Annotated in this window: 13 protein-coding genes and 1 pseudogene; 3 read left to right on the forward strand and 11 right to left on the reverse strand. The window is 72.8% G+C overall.

Translation table 11 applies throughout. The features are described from left to right. Positions 1–164: 164 nt before the first annotated feature. The 3 genes and pseudogenes from ACIF80_RS24310 to ACIF80_RS24320 form a co-directional block, all read right to left on the reverse strand. A complete protein-coding gene (locus ACIF80_RS24310; protein WP_257848072.1) occupies positions 165–473 on the reverse strand; it encodes an AzlD domain-containing protein in 309 nt (102 codons plus the stop codon). Continuing rightward, positions 470–1,264, reverse strand: a complete 795-nt coding sequence (locus ACIF80_RS24315) for an AzlC family ABC transporter permease (RefSeq protein ID WP_399808202.1) — start codon at positions 1,262–1,264, stop codon at positions 470–472. The genes ACIF80_RS24310 and ACIF80_RS24315 overlap by 4 nt, the downstream gene beginning before the upstream one ends. A 113-nt stretch (positions 1,265–1,377) precedes the next feature. Then, positions 1,378–2,253: pseudogene (locus tag ACIF80_RS24320) on the reverse strand (AraC family ligand binding domain-containing protein); the annotation flags it as partial. Between ACIF80_RS24320 and ACIF80_RS24325 the strand changes: the two are divergent. The 3 genes from ACIF80_RS24325 to ACIF80_RS24335 all read left to right on the forward strand — a co-directional run bounded on the left by ACIF80_RS24325 (position 2,252) and on the right by ACIF80_RS24335 (position 8,572). Beyond that, positions 2,252–7,222, forward strand: coding sequence for an ATP-dependent helicase (locus ACIF80_RS24325; RefSeq protein WP_399808204.1), 4,971 nt, complete (start codon positions 2,252–2,254; stop codon positions 7,220–7,222). The pseudogene ACIF80_RS24320 and the gene ACIF80_RS24325 overlap by 2 nt on opposite strands. Before the next feature lie 94 nt (positions 7,223–7,316). Beyond that, complete coding sequence (locus ACIF80_RS24330) at positions 7,317–8,123, forward strand: DNA-formamidopyrimidine glycosylase family protein (protein ID WP_399808206.1); 807 nt, start codon at positions 7,317–7,319, stop codon at positions 8,121–8,123. Positions 8,124–8,359: 236 nt separating this feature from the next. Further along, complete coding sequence (locus ACIF80_RS24335; protein ID WP_399808207.1) at positions 8,360–8,572, forward strand: hypothetical protein; 213 nt, start codon at positions 8,360–8,362, stop codon at positions 8,570–8,572. 445 nt (positions 8,573–9,017) lie between these two features. Here ACIF80_RS24335 and ACIF80_RS24340 read toward each other — a convergent pair whose 3' ends face one another. The 8 genes from ACIF80_RS24340 to ACIF80_RS24375 form a co-directional block, all read right to left on the reverse strand. Then, positions 9,018–9,488: a Dps family protein gene (locus ACIF80_RS24340; RefSeq protein ID WP_399808208.1), complete on the reverse strand. Its 471-nt coding sequence runs from the start codon at positions 9,486–9,488 to the stop codon at positions 9,018–9,020. 200 nt (positions 9,489–9,688) lie between these two features. Continuing rightward, the gene (locus ACIF80_RS24345; RefSeq protein WP_042173101.1) at positions 9,689–10,069 is read right to left on the reverse strand and encodes a helix-turn-helix domain-containing protein; all 381 of its coding nucleotides are present in this window, start codon (positions 10,067–10,069) and stop codon (positions 9,689–9,691) included. Between the two features lie 109 nt (positions 10,070–10,178). After that, positions 10,179–10,724 (reverse strand): CinA family protein, encoded by a 546-nt coding sequence (locus ACIF80_RS24350; RefSeq protein ID WP_399808211.1) that lies wholly within the window; start codon positions 10,722–10,724, stop codon positions 10,179–10,181. Then, the gene (pgsA, locus tag ACIF80_RS24355; RefSeq protein ID WP_399808214.1) at positions 10,721–11,593 is read right to left on the reverse strand and encodes a CDP-diacylglycerol--glycerol-3-phosphate 3-phosphatidyltransferase; all 873 of its coding nucleotides are present in this window, start codon (positions 11,591–11,593) and stop codon (positions 10,721–10,723) included. Before pgsA ends, ACIF80_RS24350 begins: the two co-directional genes overlap by 4 nt. Continuing rightward, positions 11,590–13,065 carry a 30S ribosomal protein S12 methylthiotransferase RimO gene (gene rimO / locus ACIF80_RS24360; protein WP_079048195.1) on the reverse strand — a complete coding sequence of 492 codons (1,476 nt, stop codon included), beginning with the start codon at positions 13,063–13,065 and terminating at the stop codon, positions 11,590–11,592. The genes pgsA and rimO overlap by 4 nt, the downstream gene beginning before the upstream one ends. 99 nt (positions 13,066–13,164) lie before the next feature. Further along, complete coding sequence (locus tag ACIF80_RS24365; RefSeq protein WP_399808217.1) at positions 13,165–14,031, reverse strand: helix-turn-helix domain-containing protein; 867 nt, start codon at positions 14,029–14,031, stop codon at positions 13,165–13,167. A gap of 250 nt (positions 14,032–14,281) precedes the next feature. After that, positions 14,282–17,071 carry a DNA translocase FtsK gene (locus tag ACIF80_RS24370; RefSeq protein ID WP_399808219.1) on the reverse strand — a complete coding sequence of 930 codons (2,790 nt, stop codon included), beginning with the start codon at positions 17,069–17,071 and terminating at the stop codon, positions 14,282–14,284. Positions 17,072–17,370: 299 nt separating this feature from the next. Beyond that, complete coding sequence (locus tag ACIF80_RS24375) at positions 17,371–18,048, reverse strand: two-component system response regulator (protein ID WP_399808222.1); 678 nt, start codon at positions 18,046–18,048, stop codon at positions 17,371–17,373. Between the last annotated feature and the right edge of the window lie 103 nt (positions 18,049–18,151).

Consider the following 18,151-nt stretch of genomic DNA (forward strand, 5'->3'; position numbering starts at 1 on the left):
GCCGGCACCGCTGTGCGCCTACGGTCGGCCCGTGCCCACACCCGGACCCGGACCCGTCTCCCGCTCCCCGTGCACCCCGGGCGCGCAGGCCGCCGCCGGCCGGCTGACCGGGACCGCCACCGCCCGACAGCGCCCGGGCGCCCGGTGGGCCGCCCGGCGCCGCCTCACCCGCCCAGGGCCCGGACTCCCGCCGTCACGGCCACGGCCGCCCCGACGACGACCAGGAACGGGGCGCGCAGCACCAGCGCCACGGCGGCGGCCGCGAGTCCCGCCGCCCGCGCGTCCAGCACGAGCGTCCGGCCGTCGGCGAAGGTCTGCTGGGCGGTCAGGGCGGCGAGCAGGGCGACGGGCAGCAGGGCGGCGAGCCGCCGGACGAGCGGCCGTTCGAGGGCACCGGCGGGCACCAGGAGCCCGGCCAGTTTGACGGCGTAGCACCCGAGGGCGGTCACGCCGATCGCGATCCAGATGTTCAACGGTCCTCCTCCGGTATGCCGCCGCGCGCCGGCGCATCGCTCCGTTCCTTCACGTCACCCCGCGGAGCGCCCCCGCGGCGGCCCTGTGCCCACAGGACGGCCGGCGCCGCGAGCGCGGCCACCAGGACCGGTAGACCGGCGGGCAGGACCGGCAGCAGCCCGAGCCCCAGCAGGACGGCGAGCCCGGCGACCAGCCGTTCGGTGCCGGTCCGCAGCATCGGTGCGAGCAGGGCCAGGAAGACCGCGGGACCGGCCGCGTCCAGGCCCCAGGCGTCGGTGTCCCCGATGGCCTCGGCGCCCAGCGCGCCGAGCAGCGTGGTGAGGTTCCACAGGACGTACAGGCTGAGCCCGGTGACCAGGAAGCCGATCCGGGCGCTGCGCCGGGTGGGCTGGGCGAGGGAGACCGCGGCGGTCTCGTCGATGACCCACTGGGCGGCGAACGGCCGCACCGCGCGGGGGAGGGCCAGCAGCTGGGACAGGCGCAGCCCGTAGAAGGCGTTGCGCACGCCCAGGAAGAACGCTCCGGCGGCGGCCGTGAACGGGCTTCCTCCGGCCGCCAGCGCCCCCACCAGGGCGAATTGGGACGCCCCCGTGAACACCAGCAGGCTGAGCGCACAGGTCTGCAGCAGCGTGAGCCCGCTGCCGGCCGAGGTCACCCCGAAGGCGAATCCGGAAAGTCCGACGGCGATCCCGACCCCCAGGGCGTCCCGGACGACGGCGCCGTCCGGCTTTCCGCCCGGGGCTGCTCCGTCACGTACCTCTGCGAGTGCTGCCTGTTGTTCTGCTGCCACACCCCGGACCGTACGTGGAACGTTCGCCGGGTGTCTTGTACGTTCTTGCGCTCCCGCTGGTAGGCGCCCGGCGGCACGCCGACGATCCGGCCGAAGTGCCGGTTCAGATGCGGCTGGTCGGTGAACCCGACGGCGACGGCGGCCTCCGACGGCAGTGTGCCCGCGTCGAGGAGCCGGCGCGCCCGCCGTACCCGTGCGTCGGTGAGCCAGGTGTGCGGCGGCATCCCGTAGGTGTCGCGGAAGGCCCGCAGCAGTGCGAACGGGCCGGTCCCGAGCTCGTCGGCCAGTTGCTCCAGCGTCGGCGGCGCGGCCATCCGCTCCTCGAGCAGCACCCGCGCGCGTGCGGCGGTCCGGGCACCGGCGGTGCGCACCCGGCGCCGGGGCAGCGATCCGCCGTTCAGCCGGAGCAGCCGGGTCACGGCCACCCGCAGCAGGGTGTCGGCGGCGAGCGCGTTGCCCTCGTCGGTGGCCCGCAGCACCTGGTGCACCAGGCGGACGGTGTACGGGTCGTCGAGGACCGGTGTCACGAACCCCGGGGTGCCGCGCAGTGCGGTGGTCTCGGCGGCGATGGCCGCGACCGCCTCGGGCGGCGGGTAGACCGCGCCGTACCGCCATCCCTCGGGCACGCCCGCCCGTCCGGTGTGCGGGGTGTCCGGGTTCACGAGCGCGAGTGCTCCGGCGCCCGCGTACTGGTCGGCCCCGCCGTGATGGAAGATCTCCACCCCGTCGGCGATGGCGGCGATGACGAAGTTCTCGTGGGTGTGCCGGACGAACGACTTGCGGATGTAACGGGCCCGGAGCAGGTCGACGCCGGGCAGCTCTGCGTACTGCCAGTGCCGCGCGCGCTCCTTTCCCGTTTCCGCCATACGGCCATTGTCACGTGTTCCCGCCGGTGCTCCCTGCCGGCCCCAGGGACCGCGACCCGCCCGGTCCCGGGCATCCGCCCGGTTCAGCCCTGTTGTCAGTGCCCGGGTGCACGATGGACGCATGGTCAGTACACCGCACCCGGCCCTGGACGGCTTCTCCGCCGCGACCCGCGGCTGGTTCGCGGGAGCGTTCTCCGCGCCCACCGCGGCCCAGGCGGGCGCGTGGCGTGCCCTCCAGGAGGGTTCGGACGTGCTGGTGGTCGCCCCCACCGGCTCCGGCAAGACACTGGCCGCCTTCCTCGCGGCCCTGGACCAGCTGGCCGCCGCACCCCCGCCCGCGGACCACCACAAGCGCTGCCGCGTCCTGTACGTCTCCCCGCTCAAGGCCCTGGCCGTCGATGTCGAGCGCAATCTGCGCAGCCCGCTGACCGGCATCCGCCAGGAGTCCGTGCGCCTGGGGCTGCCCGAGCCCGAGGTGAGGGTCGGGATCCGCTCCGGCGACACCCCGCCCGCCGAGCGCCGGGCCCTGGTCACCCGCCCGCCGGACATCCTGATCACCACCCCGGAGTCCTTGTTCCTGATGCTGACGTCGGCCGCGCGCGACGCGCTGACGGGCATCGAGACGGTGATCCTGGACGAGGTGCACGCGGTCGCCGGTACCAAGCGCGGGGCACATCTGGGGCTGTCCCTGGAGCGGCTGGACGAGCTGCTGCCCCGGCCGGCCCGCCGGATCGGACTGTCGGCGACGGTCCGTCCGGTCGACGAGATCGCCCGTTTCCTGTCCCCGCGCGGCAAGGTGGAGATCGTCCAGCCGGAGTCGGGCAAGGAGTTCGACCTGTCCGTCGTGGTCCCGGTCGAGGACCTGGGCGAGCTGGGCGGCTCCCCGGTGGCGGACAGCTCTCAGGGAGCGGACGGTCCGGGGGCGGAGCGCCCGTCGATCTGGCCGCACGTCGAGGAGCGGATCGCCGACCTGGTCCAGTCCCACCGTTCGACGATCGTGTTCGCGAACTCCCGCCGCCTCGCGGAACGCCTGTGCAACCGGCTCAACGAGATCGCCTACGAGCGGGCCACCGGCGAGACCCTGGACGAGCACCACTCCCCCGCCGAGCTGATGGGCGGGTCCGGAGCCGCCCAGGGCGCGCCCGCCGTCATCGCCCGCGCGCACCACGGCTCGGTGTCCAAGGAGCAGCGCGCCCAGGTCGAGGAGGACCTCAAGGCGGGCCGGCTGCCCGCGGTGGTGGCCACCTCCAGTCTCGAGCTGGGCATCGACATGGGCGCGGTCGACCTGGTGGTCCAGGTGGAGTCGCCGCCGTCCGTGGCCTCGGGGCTCCAGCGGGTCGGCCGCGCGGGGCACCAGGTGGGGGCGGTCTCCACGGGCGTGGTGTTCCCGAAGTACCGGGGCGACCTCGTCCAGGCCGCCGTGGTCACCGAGCGGATGCGGACGGGCTCCATCGAGTCGCTGCGCGTTCCCGCGAACCCGCTGGACGTCCTGGCCCAGCAGATCGTCGCCATGACGGCCATGGACACCTGGCGGTTCGACGACCTGCTGTCGATGGTCCGCCGGGCCGCACCCTTCTCCTCACTGCCCGAGTCGGCCTTCACGGCCGTACTGGACATGCTCGCCGGACGCTATCCCTCCGACGCGTTCGCGGAACTGCGCCCGCGCGTGGTGTGGGACCGGGTCACGGGGGAGATCACCGGCCGCCCGGGGGCACAGCGGCTCGCCGTCACCTCCGGGGGCACCATCCCCGACCGGGGCCTGTTCGGGGTGTTCCTCGCGGGCTCCGACCCCAAGAAGGGCGGCGGACGGGTCGGCGAGCTCGACGAGGAGATGGTGTACGAGTCCCGCGTCGGCGATGTGTTCACCCTCGGCACCAGTTCCTGGCGCATCGAGGACATCACGCGCGACCGGGTGCTGGTCTCCCCGGCCCCGGGCGTGCCGGGCCGGCTCCCGTTCTGGAAGGGGGACCAGCTGGGCCGCCCGCTGGAGCTGGGCCGCGCGGTGGGCGCCTTCCTGCGCGAGGTCGGCTCGCTGTCCCGGGAGGAGGCGCGTGGGCGGCTCCTCGCCGCCGGACTCGACGCCTGGGCCGCGGACAACGTGCTGTCCTACCTCGACGAGCAGCGCCAGGCCTGCGGCCATGTCCCGGACGACCGCACCGTCGTCGTGGAGCGCTTCCGTGACGAGCTGGGCGACTGGCGGGTCGTCGTGCACTCCCCGTTCGGTGCCCAGGTGCACGCCCCGTGGGCGCTCGCGCTCGGAGCCCGTCTCTCCGAGCGGTACGGCATGGACGCCCAGGTGATGCACGCCGACGACGGCATCGTGCTGCGCCTGCCGGACGCCGACCTGATGGGCCTGGACCTGCTCGACCAGGAGCCGGTGCGGGCGGGCACCGAGTACGACGCGGACCGGGCGCCGCTGGACGCGGCGGACGTCGCCTTCGACAAGGGGGAGGTCGAGCAGCTCGTCACCGACCAGGTGGGCGGCTCGGCACTGTTCGCGTCCCGCTTCCGCGAGTGCGCCGCCCGCGCGCTGCTGCTTCCGCGCCGCAATCCCGGTAAGCGCACCCCGTTGTGGCAGCAGCGCCAGCGTGCGTCCCAGCTGCTCCAGGTGGCGGGCGAGTTCGGCTCGTTCCCGATCGTCCTGGAGGCGGTTCGCGAATGCCTCCAGGACGTCTTCGACGTCCCCGGGCTCGTCGAGCTGATGGGCGACCTGGAGTCCCGCAGGGTGCGGCTCGTCGAGGTCACCACTCCCGAGCCGTCCCCCTTCGCCCGCTCTCTGCTGTTCGGCTACGTCGCCCAGTTCCTGTACGAGGGCGACTCCCCGCTCGCCGAGCGCCGCGCGGCGGCCCTGTCGCTGGACTCGCGGCTGCTGGCCGAGCTGCTCGGCCAGGCGGAGCTGCGCGAACTGCTCGACGCCGAGGTGCTGACCGAGCTGGAGCGTGAGCTGCAGTGGCTCACCGAGGACCGGCGGGTCAAGGACGTGGAGGGGGTGGCCGACCTGCTGCGCGTGCTCGGCCCGCTCACCGGCGCCGAGCTGGCGGAGCGGGGCGCCGAGCCGCAGTGGGCGGCGGACCTGGCGGCGGCACGCCGCGCGATCCGGGTCCGCGTCGCCGGCACGGAGCACTGGGCGGCGATCGAGGACGCCGGCCGGCTGCGCGACGCGCTGGGCACGGCGCTGCCGGTCGGCGTACCGGAGGCGTTCACCGAACCGGTCAAGGACCCGCTCGGCGACCTGCTCGCGCGGTACGCGCGCACGCACGGCCCGTTCACGTCGGCCACGGCAGCGGCCCGCTTCGGGCTGGGCGTGGCGGTCACCGAGGGCGCCCTGCAGCGGCTCTCGGCGGCGGGCAGGGTCGTCCAGGGCGAGTTCCACCCGGCCGGGATCGGCCAGGAGTGGTGCGACGCGGCCGTGCTGCGCCGGCTGCGCCGCCGTTCCCTGGCCGCCCTGCGGCACGAGCTGGAACCGGTGCCGCCGGCCGCACTCGCCCAGTTCCTCCCCCAGTGGCAGCACATCGGCAAGGGTCACACGCTGCGCGGCGTCGACGGTCTGGTGCGCGCGATCGAGCAGTTGCAGGGTGCGTCCGTGCCCGCGTCCGCCCTGGAGAAGCTGGTCCTGCCCTCCCGGGTCGCGCACTACGCCCCCGCGATGCTGGACGAGCTCACGGCCACCGGTGAGGTGGTGTGGGCCGGTGCCGGTTCCCTCCCGGGCAAGGACGGCTGGGTCTCCCTCCACCTCGCGGACGCGGCCCCGCTGCTGCTGCCGTCACCACACCCCCTGGAGACGACCGCCCTGCACCAGTCGGTCCTCGACGCCCTCTCCGGCGGTTACGGACTGTTCTTCCGCCAGATCGCCGACCAGGTCCGCGCCACCACCCACCCCGAGGCCACCGATCCCCAGCTGGCCGACGCCGTCTGGGACCTGGCCTGGTCCGGCAGGCTGACCAACGACACGCTCGCTCCCCTGCGCTCGCTGCTGGGCTCGGGCCGCACCTCGGGCTCCACCGCCCACCGCGCGAAGCGCCAGGTCCCGCGCGGACGCTACGGCTCACTCACGGCAGCCGCCCGCGGCACCTCCCGTACCGGCCCGCCGACGGTCGCCGGTCGCTGGTCGCTGCTGCCGGACCGGGAGGCCGATCCCACGGTCCGCGCCCACGCGCTGGCCCGCACCCTGCTCGACCGGCACGGCGTGGTCACCCGGGGCGCGGTCGCCGCGGAAGGCGTCGAGGGCGGTTTCTCCGCGGTCTACCGCGTTCTGTCGGCCTTCGAGGAGACCGGGCAGGCCCGTCGCGGCTACGTGGTGGAAGGCCTGGGGGCCGCCCAGTTCGCCATGGACGGCGCCGTGGACCGCCTCCGCGCGGCGGCCAACGCCCGCGAGCGGGGCGACACCCTCCCCGGGCCCGGCCCGGACACCCCGTTCGAGGGCAGCCCCTTCGACGCCGGCCCTGACGTCCCCGGCGGCCCCGACCCCCTCGCCCTCCACGGCTTCGCCCCGCCCGCCGACGGCTCCCACGAGCCCGCCCCCGGCCACGACGGCTTCCCCCGCCTTCCGGCCGGCGCCGGCCGGGCACCGTACCCGCGGCCGTCGCCGGGCGACTACGTCTCCCCGCGCGATCTCGCCGCGCAGGCTCCCGCGCCCCGGCATCAGGGAGCGCGCCCGTCGTACGACCCCTTCGCGGGCCGGCGCCCCGGCCCGGACCGCGCCCCGCGGGCCGTCGTCCTGGCCGCCGCCGACCCCGCGAACGCGTACGGTGCGGCCCTGGGCTGGCCCGAGCCCCCGACGGGCGCCGGGCACAAGCCGGGGCGCAAGGCGGGCTCGCTGGTGGTCCTCGTCGACGGTGAACTGACGCTCTATGTGGAGCGCGGCGGCAAGACGGTGCTGGCGTGGCCCGCGGACCCGGACGGCGAACCCGCCGACGATCCCCGCCTTCCCGTCGCGGCGGAGGCCCTGGCCGCTGCCGCCCGCGCGGGCTCCCTCGGCACGGTCACCGTGGAGCGGGTCAACGGCGCCTCGGCCCTGACCTCACCCCTCGGGGCGCTCCTGGAGTCCGCGGGCTTCGTCGCCACCCCCAGGGGCCTGCGCCTCCGCGCCTGACACACGTCCCCCTGCCCCGGCCCGCCCTGATCCCGGCCGCAGCGCCCGGCCGCACTCCCCCGGTCCCCGCCCGACGACATGCCACCCTTGACCCATGCCCGAAGGAGACACCGTTTGGCAGGCCGCGAAACGGCTGCACAGCGCCCTCGCGGACACGGTGCTGACCCGCAGCGACCTCCGGGTGCCCCGGTTCGCCACGGCCGACCTCACCGGCCGCGCCGTCCTGGACGTCACCCCGCGCGGCAAGCACCTCCTCACCCGTATCGAGGGCGGTCTGACCCTGCACTCGCACCTGCGGATGGACGGCTCCTGGCGTGTGTACGCGAACGGGCAGCGCTGGAGCGGCGGTCCCGCCCACCAGATCCGCGCGATCCTGGGCAACGCCGACCGCACCGCCGTCGGCTACCGCCTGCCCGTCCTCGAACTCCTGCGCACCACCCACGAGGACCGCGTGGTCGGCCACCTCGGGCCGGACCTCCTCGGCCCTGACTGGAACCCCTCCCTGGCAATGGCCAACCTGCTCCGCGACCCGGCCCTCCCGCTCGGCGAGGCCCTCCTCGACCAGCGCAACCTCGCCGGCGTCGGCAACGTGTACAAGAGCGAGCTCTGCTTCCTGCTCGGCGTCACGCCCTGGCTCCCCGTCGGCGAACTGCCTGCCGAACGCGCCGCTCAGCTGCCCGGACTCGCCAGGAAGCTGCTGGAGTACAACCGCGACCGCCCTGTCCGCAGCACCACGGGACGCCGCGACCAGAACCTGTTCGTCTACGGCCGCGCGGCCCGCCCCTGCCTGCGCTGCCGCGCCCTGGTCCGCCGGGCCGACCAGGGCGACGGCTCCCGGGAGCGCCCCACCTACTGGTGCCCCGTCTGCCAGCAGGGCCCGGCCCCGGCCCCCGGCTCCTGAACCGGCGGCCCCTCAGCCGGCGTCCCGTCAGGTCTGCTCGTACGTTCCCCACAGGGCCCGCACGAGACAGCGGCCCCTATCGCGGCGGCGAGCAGCCACCGCCCGCGCCCGGGTCGTCCGGGCGGTCGCCGCTTGTCACCGGATGTCACCGCCCGGGGGCGCTGCCCGCGGTCGCAGGGTCCAGGGATCATGCGCAGCAGCCCGTCCTCGAAACCCGGGACGAGGACCTCGCCCGCGTGCTGGACGTGAACTTCGGGGCCGCGCTCGTGCCGACCCGGAGGGCCCGCACGGCCCGGCTGTCATCGCCCCTGGAGCGGGTCGGCGAGCCGGAGGGCGTCGCACGGACCGTCCTGTACCCGGCCCCGGACGCAGAGGTCTTCACCACGGGCTGGATCCTTCGCCCGAACGGGGCCGCGGCGGCGCCGTGGGGCCGGTCCCCGGCGAAGTGACCGCCGCGGAGGTACCGGCCGCCGGGGTTCCGGCGGCCGTTTTCCAGGCCCGCCGCCACCGCCCGTCCACAAGGGCGCCTTCGGCGCGGCCCTTCGGCATGCAGTGCACCGGAAGCAGGCTCAGTCCCCAGCCGCTGGCCGCGACCGCCGCCTCCAGCACTCCGGCGTCGGGGACGAGCAGCAGCCTCGCCGCAGCCCACCACCACAGGATCCCGAGTCCCAGCACAGTGCCCCGAGCGCCCCAGCGAACCGCCCGCGTCCTCATGGCCTTCCCCCTCCGGCCGGACGCTATGGGGCCGCTCACCCGGGTGACCAGGGCGCACCGGCGGCACACGGGCGCACCACGCCCCGCGCCGGCCGCCGTCTCTGTGCTCCCACGGCCCCGGCGTGCCACACGCGCACCCGGCCCGGCCCGCTGCCGCTCAGGGCAGCGCCCGGGGCCACGTCACCCGTTCTCGGCCTGGAACATCCAGTGCTGCTTCTCGAGATCCCCCGTCACCGCGATGAGGAGGTCCTGGCTCACCGGGTCCGCCTCACCGGTCGCGTCGACCCGCTCGCGCATCCGCGTGATCACCGCGCCCAGGGCGTCCACCATGGCACCCACCGCGGCCGTGTCGTCGACCCAGCCCTCGGGGGTCACCCCGATGCCGCTGCCGACGGCCACCGTCGCGGCGCGCCCGTCGGGTGAGACCCCCAGTGCCGCGGCGCGCTCCGCCACGGTGTCGGTGTGTGTCCTCGCGAGGGTCACCACCTCGTCGAGTTGCAGGTGGACGGAACGGAACCGCTGCCCGACCACGTTCCAGTGGATCTGCTTCGCCACCAGGCTGAGGTCCACCAGGTCGACAAGGGCTCCCTGGAGCGCCTCGGACACCGTCTTCAGGTTCTCGTCGGACAATGGGCTCTTCACGACGTACATCCGCACCTCCGTGGCTGATCCCCCGCATGGTCCCTCGTTCCCTCAACCATGGCGGTCACGCCTCGGACCGGCAAACGCACACACATGGGTGGGGACCGGGACGGCACGGCCCACAGCGCGGGCAAGCGAAAACCCCGGCGACGCCCCTCCGGATCTCCCGGAAGAGCCCCGACCGGGGCCTGTCACACTGTCACACCGCGTCAGGCGGCGACGACGTCCACCGCTTCGGCAGGCGCCTTGATGGTCACCCGTTCCGGTGGCACACCGGCCACCGAGACGGAACCCAGCATCGGGCGAACCGGCGTGGGTACGGGTTCGCTGGGAGTTGCTGCAGCCGACCGGGCCAGCTCGGCGAGAGCGAGCTCGTCACTCACTTCCCGCATGAGCTCGGACATCCGTACGTCCAACGCGTCGCAGATCGCGGAGAGCAGTTCGGAGGAAGCCTCCTTCTGCCCCCGCTCCACCTCGGAAAGATAGCCGAGTGAGACTCGGGCGGACGAGGAGACTTCGCGCAGAGTACGGCCCTGGCGCTGGCGCTGCCGACGCAGCACGTCACCCAGCAGGCGACGGAGCAGAATCATCGGTGGCTCCCTCCTCGGGCCGTGTATCCGGATCCTTCTCGCCCCACCGTACCGCCTTGCGCTGCGGCCGTGCGGGGAGCGATGTCGTTTTCACTCTGGGCTGCAAACATCAAAACCCCCCGTTCCGTTCCGTATCCTGTGCCCGCTCATTCCCGGTCTGTTCGCCCGCAAGCTCCCCGAGAAGCAGTGCGAGTACGCTCCGTACACTCTCCATACGAATTTCCGCCCGGTCGCCGTTCAACCGCAGGCGCTCCACTTTTCTGCCACCGGCGGAACCCGAAAGCGCCGCCGACGGCCCGTGCACGGCCACGTAGACGGTCCCGACGGGCTGTCCGTCCTGGGGATCCGGGCCGGCGACGCCCGTGGTCGCGATTCCCCAGTCCGCGCCCAGCGCCTTGCGGACGCCGGCCGCCATCTCCGCCGCCACCTGGGGATCCACCGCTCCGCTCCGCGCCAGCAGAGTGGCGTCGACGCCGAGCAGCTCATGCTTGAGTTCGGTGGCGTATGCCGTGACCGAACCCCGGAATGTCTTGGATGCCCCGGGGACAGAGGTGATCTCCGCGGCCACCAGACCGCCGGTCAACGATTCCGCGACGGCCAGCGTCATACCTCTCACGGTGAGTAGTCGCACCACTTCGGCAGCCGGAGAACTCACGCTTCCATCTCTTCCAACGCGGCCTTCCTCTCCGCAATTCCCTGTCGGCGCAGCACAATGGCCTGTCTCACGTAGTCGAGCCCGGTCACGACCGTGAGCACGACGGCCGCCGCCATCACCCAGAACCGCAGAGTCGCCAGCCACCCTGTCAGCGCCAGCACGTACATGCCGACGGCCACGCCCTGGGTGAGGGTCTTGAGCTTGCCCCCGCGGCTCGCCGGAATCACGCCGTAGCGAATGACCAGAAAACGCAGGAGGGTGATGCCCAGTTCCCGGCCGAGGATGACTCCGGTGACCCACCAGGGGAGGTCTTCCAGCACGGACAGACAGATCAGCGCCGCTCCCATGATCGCCTTGTCGGCGATGGGATCGGCGATCTTCCCGAAATCGGTGACCAGGTTGTAGGTGCGCGCCAGATGGCCGTCGAACAGGTCGGTGATCATGGCGACGGCGAAGGCGGCCCAGGCGAACGAGCGCCAGGCCGGGTCGTATCCCCCGTCGGCCAGCATCAGGGCGACGAAGGCCGGCACGAGGACCAGCCGGAGCATGGTGAGCAGATTGGCGATGTTCCAGACGCTGGCCTGGTTGACAGCCGCCGCCGCGATCTTCTTGCCCCGCGCCGGGTTCCCGTCGCCGTCACGGCCGTCGCCGCTCGAAAGGTCGTGGAAAACACCGTGCGGCGTGCTGCCGGGAGCCCTGCCCGGAGCGCCGCCCGCGACACCGTCGGTCGCGCCCTGGGAAGCCGGGGTCCGGGTCCGGGAGGCTTCACCACCCGAGGTCCCGCCGGGCCGCGGACGGCCGGCCGGACTCGCCGCCGCCCTCCTCGCGCCGGAGGGGCCTCCCGCCGCGGATGCCGGGACACCCGTCATCTGCCCGCCTCCTCGCTCAGCGCGGGCGAACCCTGGAACAGCGGCTCAGCCACCAGGTCGACACCTTCCGTGCCGACGACCTTCGCCTCGACCATACGGCCCGGACGCAGACCCGTGCCGCTCGTGAGCAGCACCTGGCCGTCGGTCTCGGGAGCCTGGTGCGCCGCGCGGCCGTACACGCCCTCCTCCTCGTCGACGGACTCCACCAGCACGCGCACGGTCTCGCCGACCCGCTCCTCGGCGCGCTGCGAGACGAGTTCCTCGGCCATCCGGGAGACCCGCGCCAGCCGCTCGGCCACGACGTCCTCGTCCAGCTTGTGCTCGTAGGTCGCCGCTTCGGTGCCCTCCTCGTCGGAGTAGCCGAAGACGCCGATGGCGTCCAGCCGCGCGTGGGTCAGGAACCGCTCGAGCTCGGCGAGGTCGGACTCGGACTCGCCGGGGAAGCCGACGATGAAGTTGGAGCGCACACCGGCCTCGGGCGCCTTGCTCCGGATGGTGTCGAGGAGCTCCAGGAAGCGGTCCGTGTCGCCGAAGCGGCGCATCGCGCGCAGCACGTCGGGCGCGGAGTGCTGGAAGGACAGGTCGAAGTACGGGACGACCCCCGGTGTGGAGGTGAGCACGTCGATCAGGCCGGGGCGCATCTCGGCGGGCTGGAGGTAGCTGACGCGGACCCGCTCGATGCCGTCGACCTCGGCGAGCTCGGGCAGCAGGGACTCCAGGAGGCGGATGTCGCCGAGGTCCTTGCCGTAGGAGGTGTTGTTCTCGGAGACCAGCATGACCTCCTTCACACCCTGCTCGGCCAGCCATCGCGTCTCGTTGAGCACGTCGCTCGGGCGGCGCGAGATGAAGGAGCCGCGGAAGGACGGGATGGCGCAGAAGGAGCAGCGCCGGTCGCAGCCGGAGGCGAGCTTCACGGAGGCGACCGGGGTGCCCTCGAGCCGGCGCCGCAGGGGCGCGCGGGGGCCGGAGGCCGGGGCGAGGCCCTCGGGCAGGTCCACCGGGGCGTGTCCCGGGAGCGCGACGGACGCGGCGGACTCCTGCCGCTCGGCGGGGCTGATCGGCAGCAGCTTGCGCCGGTCACGCGGGGTGTGGGAGGCGTGGATGCCGCCGTTCAGAATGGTCTGGAGGCGGTCCGAGATGTCGGTGTAGTCGTCGAAGCCGAGCACGCCGTCGGCCTCGGGGAGCGCCTCGGCGAGTTCCTTGCCGTACCGCTCGGCCATGCAGCCCACCGCCACGACGGCCTGCGTTCTCCCGTGGCCCTTGAGGTCGTTGGCTTCCAGGAGGGCGTCGACGGAGTCCTTCTTGGCGGCTTCGACGAAACCGCAGGTGTTCACGACGGCGACGTCCGCGTCCTCGGCGTCCTCCACGAGCTGCCAGCCGTCCGCCTCCAAACGGCCTGCGAGCTCCTCCGAGTCCACCTCGTTACGGGCGCAGCCAAGGGTGACGAGTGCGACGGTGCGGCGATCAGGCATGGGCTCAAGACTACTTCGTCCCACTGACGCCCTACGTCGACGGGGTTGACCGATCTTGGCCGGCCCCGTCGACGAAGCGTCCTTCAAGATGCCGTCCCGCTATCCGGCCTGCGGGTCGCCCTTGGTGTAGGTCAGGCGCTCCACGGCGCCCGGCTGCCAGTCGTCCTCGATCTTCTTGCCGTTGACGAAGAGGTCGATCGCGCCGGCGTCACCGAGCACGAGGTTGATCTTCGAGCTGTCCTCGAAGGTCTTGGAGTCGCCCTGCGCGAGCAGTCCGTCGAAGAGCAGCCGGCCGCTGTGGTCCTTGGCGGAGATCCAGCTGCGCCCGTCGGGGGCGCTCACCTTGACGATCACCTTGTCCTGCGGCGCGGCCGCGATGGCGCTGTCGGAGGGTTCCGGCTCGGGGGCGGTCTTCTCGGACTTGGGGGTGGACGATTCGGACGCACTCGAAGTGGCGTCGCCGTCGGCGACGTTCGTCTTGTCACCGTCGCCGCCGTTGACCATCGTGAACCCGACGAAGCCGATGACGACGACGATCGCGGCCACCATGGCGGCGGTCCAGTTGGGCCCGCGCCGCTCGGGACGGATGCGCTCCGCCTCGAACAGGGGGGCGGCCGGGGTGGGGGCCGGACGGCCTCCGTGCTCGGCGTCGTACTGGGTGATCAGCGGGGCGGGGTCGAGGTGCACGGCCCGGGCCAGTGTTCGGATGTGCCCGCGTGCGTAGACGTCGCCGCCGCAGGGCTCGAAGTTGTCCGCCTCGATGGCGTGCACGATGGCGATACGGACCCGGGTGGCGGTGGTGACGTCGTCGACGGTGAGGCCGGCGGCGATGCGCGCCTGCTTCAGCGCACGCCCCACTGAGGGACGGTCTCCCTCGGAGACGTCGTCGGACACGTCGGGCACGTCGGGCACGTCGGATACGTCGTCGAACGGACGCTCGTCTTCAGGAGAGTTGCCGATGGACACGGGGGCGCCTTTCGAGCGTGTAGCCACCTGTGCTGGAGGTTCAGTCTAGGGGGGTGACAAAAGGGTGGGGCAACCGGGCGGTCGGACTTTGTACGCCATCGGAATGGCCCGACATGCCGATGATGGCACTGCTGTTTACCGTTTCCCCCAGGTTGACGTGCGACCGGGGGAAACGGTTGCGCACTGATCCCTTACGGGTGGGTCACGATCGGCCATCCGGGTGCGCCGGAGCGACGACCGCGTCCCCTGCCTACTCTTCGGACTCTCCCCGGATCACGGCGAGCACACCGTCCAGTTCGTCAGCCTTCACGAGAACGTCACGAGCCTTCGAACCCTCGCTCGGTCCGACGATGTTCCGGGACTCCATGAGGTCCATGAGCCGGCCCGCCTTCGCGAAGCCCACGCGCAGCTTGCGCTGGAGCATGGACGTCGACCCGAACTGGGTGGAGACGACCAGTTCGGCCGCCTGGCACAGCAGGTCGAGGTCGTCGCCGATGTCCTCGTCGATCTCCTTCTTCTGCTTGGTGCCGACCACGACGTCGTCCCGGAAGACGGGCGTCATCTGGTCCTTGCAGTGCTGGACGACGACGGCGACCTCCTCCTCGGTCACGAACGCGCCCTGCATACGGGTCGGTTTGTTCGCCCCCATCGGCAGGAAGAGGCCGTCCCCCTTGCCGATCAGCTTCTCGGCGCCGGGCTGGTCGAGGATGACCCGCGAGTCCGCGAGGGAGGAGGTGGCGAACGCGAGCCGGGAGGGCACGTTCGCCTTGATCAGACCGGTGACGACGTCGACCGAGGGCCGCTGCGTGGCGAGCACCAGGTGGATGCCGGCCGCGCGCGCGAGCTGCGTGATCCGCACGATGGCGTCCTCGACGTCCCGCGGGGCGACCATCATCAGGTCGGCCAGCTCGTCGACGATCACCAACAGGTACGGGTACGGCTGGAGTTCCCGCTCGCTGCCCTCGGGCGGCTTGACCTTGCCCTCGCGCACCGCGCGGTTGAAGTCGTCGATGTGCCGGTACCCGTAGGCGGCCAGATCGTCGTAGCGGAGGTCCATCTCGCGCACGACCCACTGGAGGGCCTCGGCGGCCCGCTTGGGGTTGGTGATGATCGGCGTGATCAGGTGCGGGATGCCCTCGTAGGCGGTGAGTTCCACGCGCTTGGGGTCGACCAGGATCATCCGGACGTCCTCCGGCGTCGCCCGCATCATGATCGACGTGATCAGGCAGTTGATGCAGGACGACTTGCCGGAGCCGGTGGCGCCGGCGACCAGCATGTGCGGCATCTTCGCCAGCGAGTGCATGACGTAGCCGCCCTCCACGTCCTTTCCGAAGGCGACCAGCATCGGGTCGTCGTCCTCGGCGGACTCCGCGAGCCGCAGTACGTCACCGAGGTTGACCATCTCCCGGTCGGTGTTCGGGATCTCGATGCCGACTGCGGACTTGCCGGGGATGGGGCTGATGATGCGTACGTCGGCGCTGGCGACCGCGTACGCGATGTTCTTCGTCAGCGCGGTGATCCGCTCGACCTTCACGGCCGGGCCGAGTTCCACCTCGTAGCGGGTGACCGTGGGCCCGCGCGTGAAGCCGGTGACGCGGGCGTCGACCTTGAACTCGGTGAAGACGGTGGTGAGCGAGTCGACGACGGCGTCGTTGGCGGCGCTGCGCGACTTGCCGGGGCCGCCGCGCGTGAGGAGGTCGAGGGCCGGCAGGGAGTAGGTGATGTCGCCGGACAACTGGAGCTGCTCCGCGCGCGGGGGGAGGTCGCGGGGCTCGGCCGGGGTCTTGGTGAGGTCCAGGACGCCGGAGCCCGCCCGTTCCCGGTCCTGCTCCGCCTGCCCGCCCCGCTTCGGCGCGTTCTGCCTGACGCCCGGCCTCGGCTTGTCCTGCCCGCCTTGCCGGGGGCGGGCGGCCGGCACCGGTGTCGGGGTGGTCGGCTCGCGGTCGCCCGTGCGCACGCCCTGGGTCAGGTCGGCGACGACCGGCGAGGGCGGCATCCCGTGCAGGACGGCGCCGTCGAGGGAGGCGGCGGCCGCGGCGGCCACGTCCACGGCGTCCATCGGCCGGTTCATGTCGGGCTGGGGCACCGCGGACCTGCGCGGCCGGCCCCGGCGCCGGGACAGCGCCTCATGTTCCGCGAGGTCGGGGTCGTACTCCAGAGGCGCGCGTCCGCGCCCTCGGCGGCTCGCGGGCAGCGCCTCGCGCCACTGCTCGTCGTAGCGCTCGTCGTCCTCCCCGAAGCCCTCCGGCTCGAGGTCGTGGACGAGTCCCAGTTTGGTGCCGAGCAGCCGCAGCCGCTGCGGAATGGCGGTGACCGGGGTGGCGGTGACGACCAGCAGTCCGAAGACGGTGAGCAGCACCAGCAGGGGCACGGCGAGCACATCGGTCATGGTGTACGACAACGGCGTGGCCGCGCCCCAGCCGATGAGCCCTCCGGCATCCCTTATGGCGTGCATGCCGTCGCTGCGGGCGGGCGAGCCGCAGGCGATGTGGATCTGGCCGAGCACGCCGATGAGGAGCGCGGACAGGCCGATCACGATACGGCCGTTGGCCTCCGGCTTCTCCGGGTGCCGGATGAAGCGCACCGCGACGACCGCGACCAGGATCGGCACCAGCAGGTCGAGCCGGCCGAACGCACCGGCGACCAGGATCTCCACGAGGTCGCCGACGGGCCCCTTGAGGTCGGCCCAGGTACCCGCGGCGATGATGAGTCCGATGCCGAGCAGGAGCAGCGCGAGGCCGTCCTTGCGGTGAGCGGGGTCGAGGTTCCTGGCGCCCTGTCCTATGCCCCGGAAGACCGCTCCGACGGCGTGCGCCAGCCCCAGCCACACGGCGCGCACGAGCCGGTAGACGCCGCCGGTCGGGCTGGGGGCCGGTTTGGACGCGGGCTTCTTCGCCCCAGCCCTCTTGACGGGCGGCTTCCTGGCCGGGGCCTTCTTGGGAGGCGGCTTCCTGGCGACGGCCTTCTTCGCCGGAGCCTTCGCGGAAGCAGCCGCCTTCTTCGCGGGTGGCTTCTTGGCTGCGGAGGGACGTGAGGCCATGGGGGTGAGGTTACCGCTGGAGACGCCGGTGGACACGCGTGCCAGCCGCTTCACCCGTTCGTGTCGCTGCCGTGGAGGCGCCGAACTGACGCGGGGAGGGCCTGTCCGGCGGATCAAGTCGGAGGTGACCGACGGTTTCTGTCCGGCTGGGGCGAGTGGGGGCCGGCGCGTTCAGCCGCAAGGCGGAGGAGGGCCGGGGGAAGGACGTGTCGGCCCCCGCGTCTCCGGGATGAGACGCCGGACAGGCCCTATGGCCCGCGATGCGTGCCGGACGAGCCGCAAGGCCCTTACGTCGTCGGTCAGTTCTGCGACGGCATGGGGGACGCGCCGCCCGTGCCCGGTTCCAGCGCGTCCAGCGCCCGCCGCAATCCCGTGAGCTTGCGCTCCAGATGGGCCGCCGTGGCCACCGCGGCCGCGTCGGTCGATTCGTCGTTGAGCTGCTTGGACAGGGCCTCGGCCTGTTCCTCGACGGCTGCGAGCCGCGCGGAGAGTTCGGCGAGCAGGCCGGCGGCCTCCTTCTGCTCCCCTGCGTCCTTCTCGTCGCCCTCCAACTGGAGCCGCAGCAGCGCCGCCTGCTCCCTCAGCTGGCAGTTCTTCATGTAGAGCTCGACGAACACCGAGACCTTCGCGCGCAGCACCCACGGGTCGAAGGGCTTGGAGATGTAGTCGACCGCTCCCGCCGCGTACCCGCGGAACGTGTGGTGCGGGCCGTGGTTGATCGCGGTGAGAAAGATGATCGGGATGTCCCGCGTCCGCTCGCGCCGCTTGATGTGCGCCGCGGTCTCGAAGCCGTCCATGCCCGGCATCTGGACGTCCAGCAGGATGACCGCGAAGTCATCCGTGAGCAGCGCCTTGAGTGCTTCTTCCCCGGACGATGCCCGTACCAGCGTCTGATCGAGCGCCGAGAGGATCGCCTCCAGCGCCAGCAGATTCTCCGGCCGGTCGTCGACCAGGAGGATCTTGGCCTTCTGGACCATGGCCCGCCCTCCTCGCCCCGGCTTGGGGCCTCCCCTGTCCGCAGGTCCTGGGTGGACACCGGCGGGTGCCGTCCCAGGGGGCGGCACCCTTGCGCCGCCCGTC

This window comes from Streptomyces sp. NPDC085927, assembly GCF_044540975.1.
GTDB classification, from domain to species: Bacteria; Actinomycetota; Actinomycetes; order Streptomycetales; family Streptomycetaceae; genus Streptomyces; species Streptomyces hirsutus.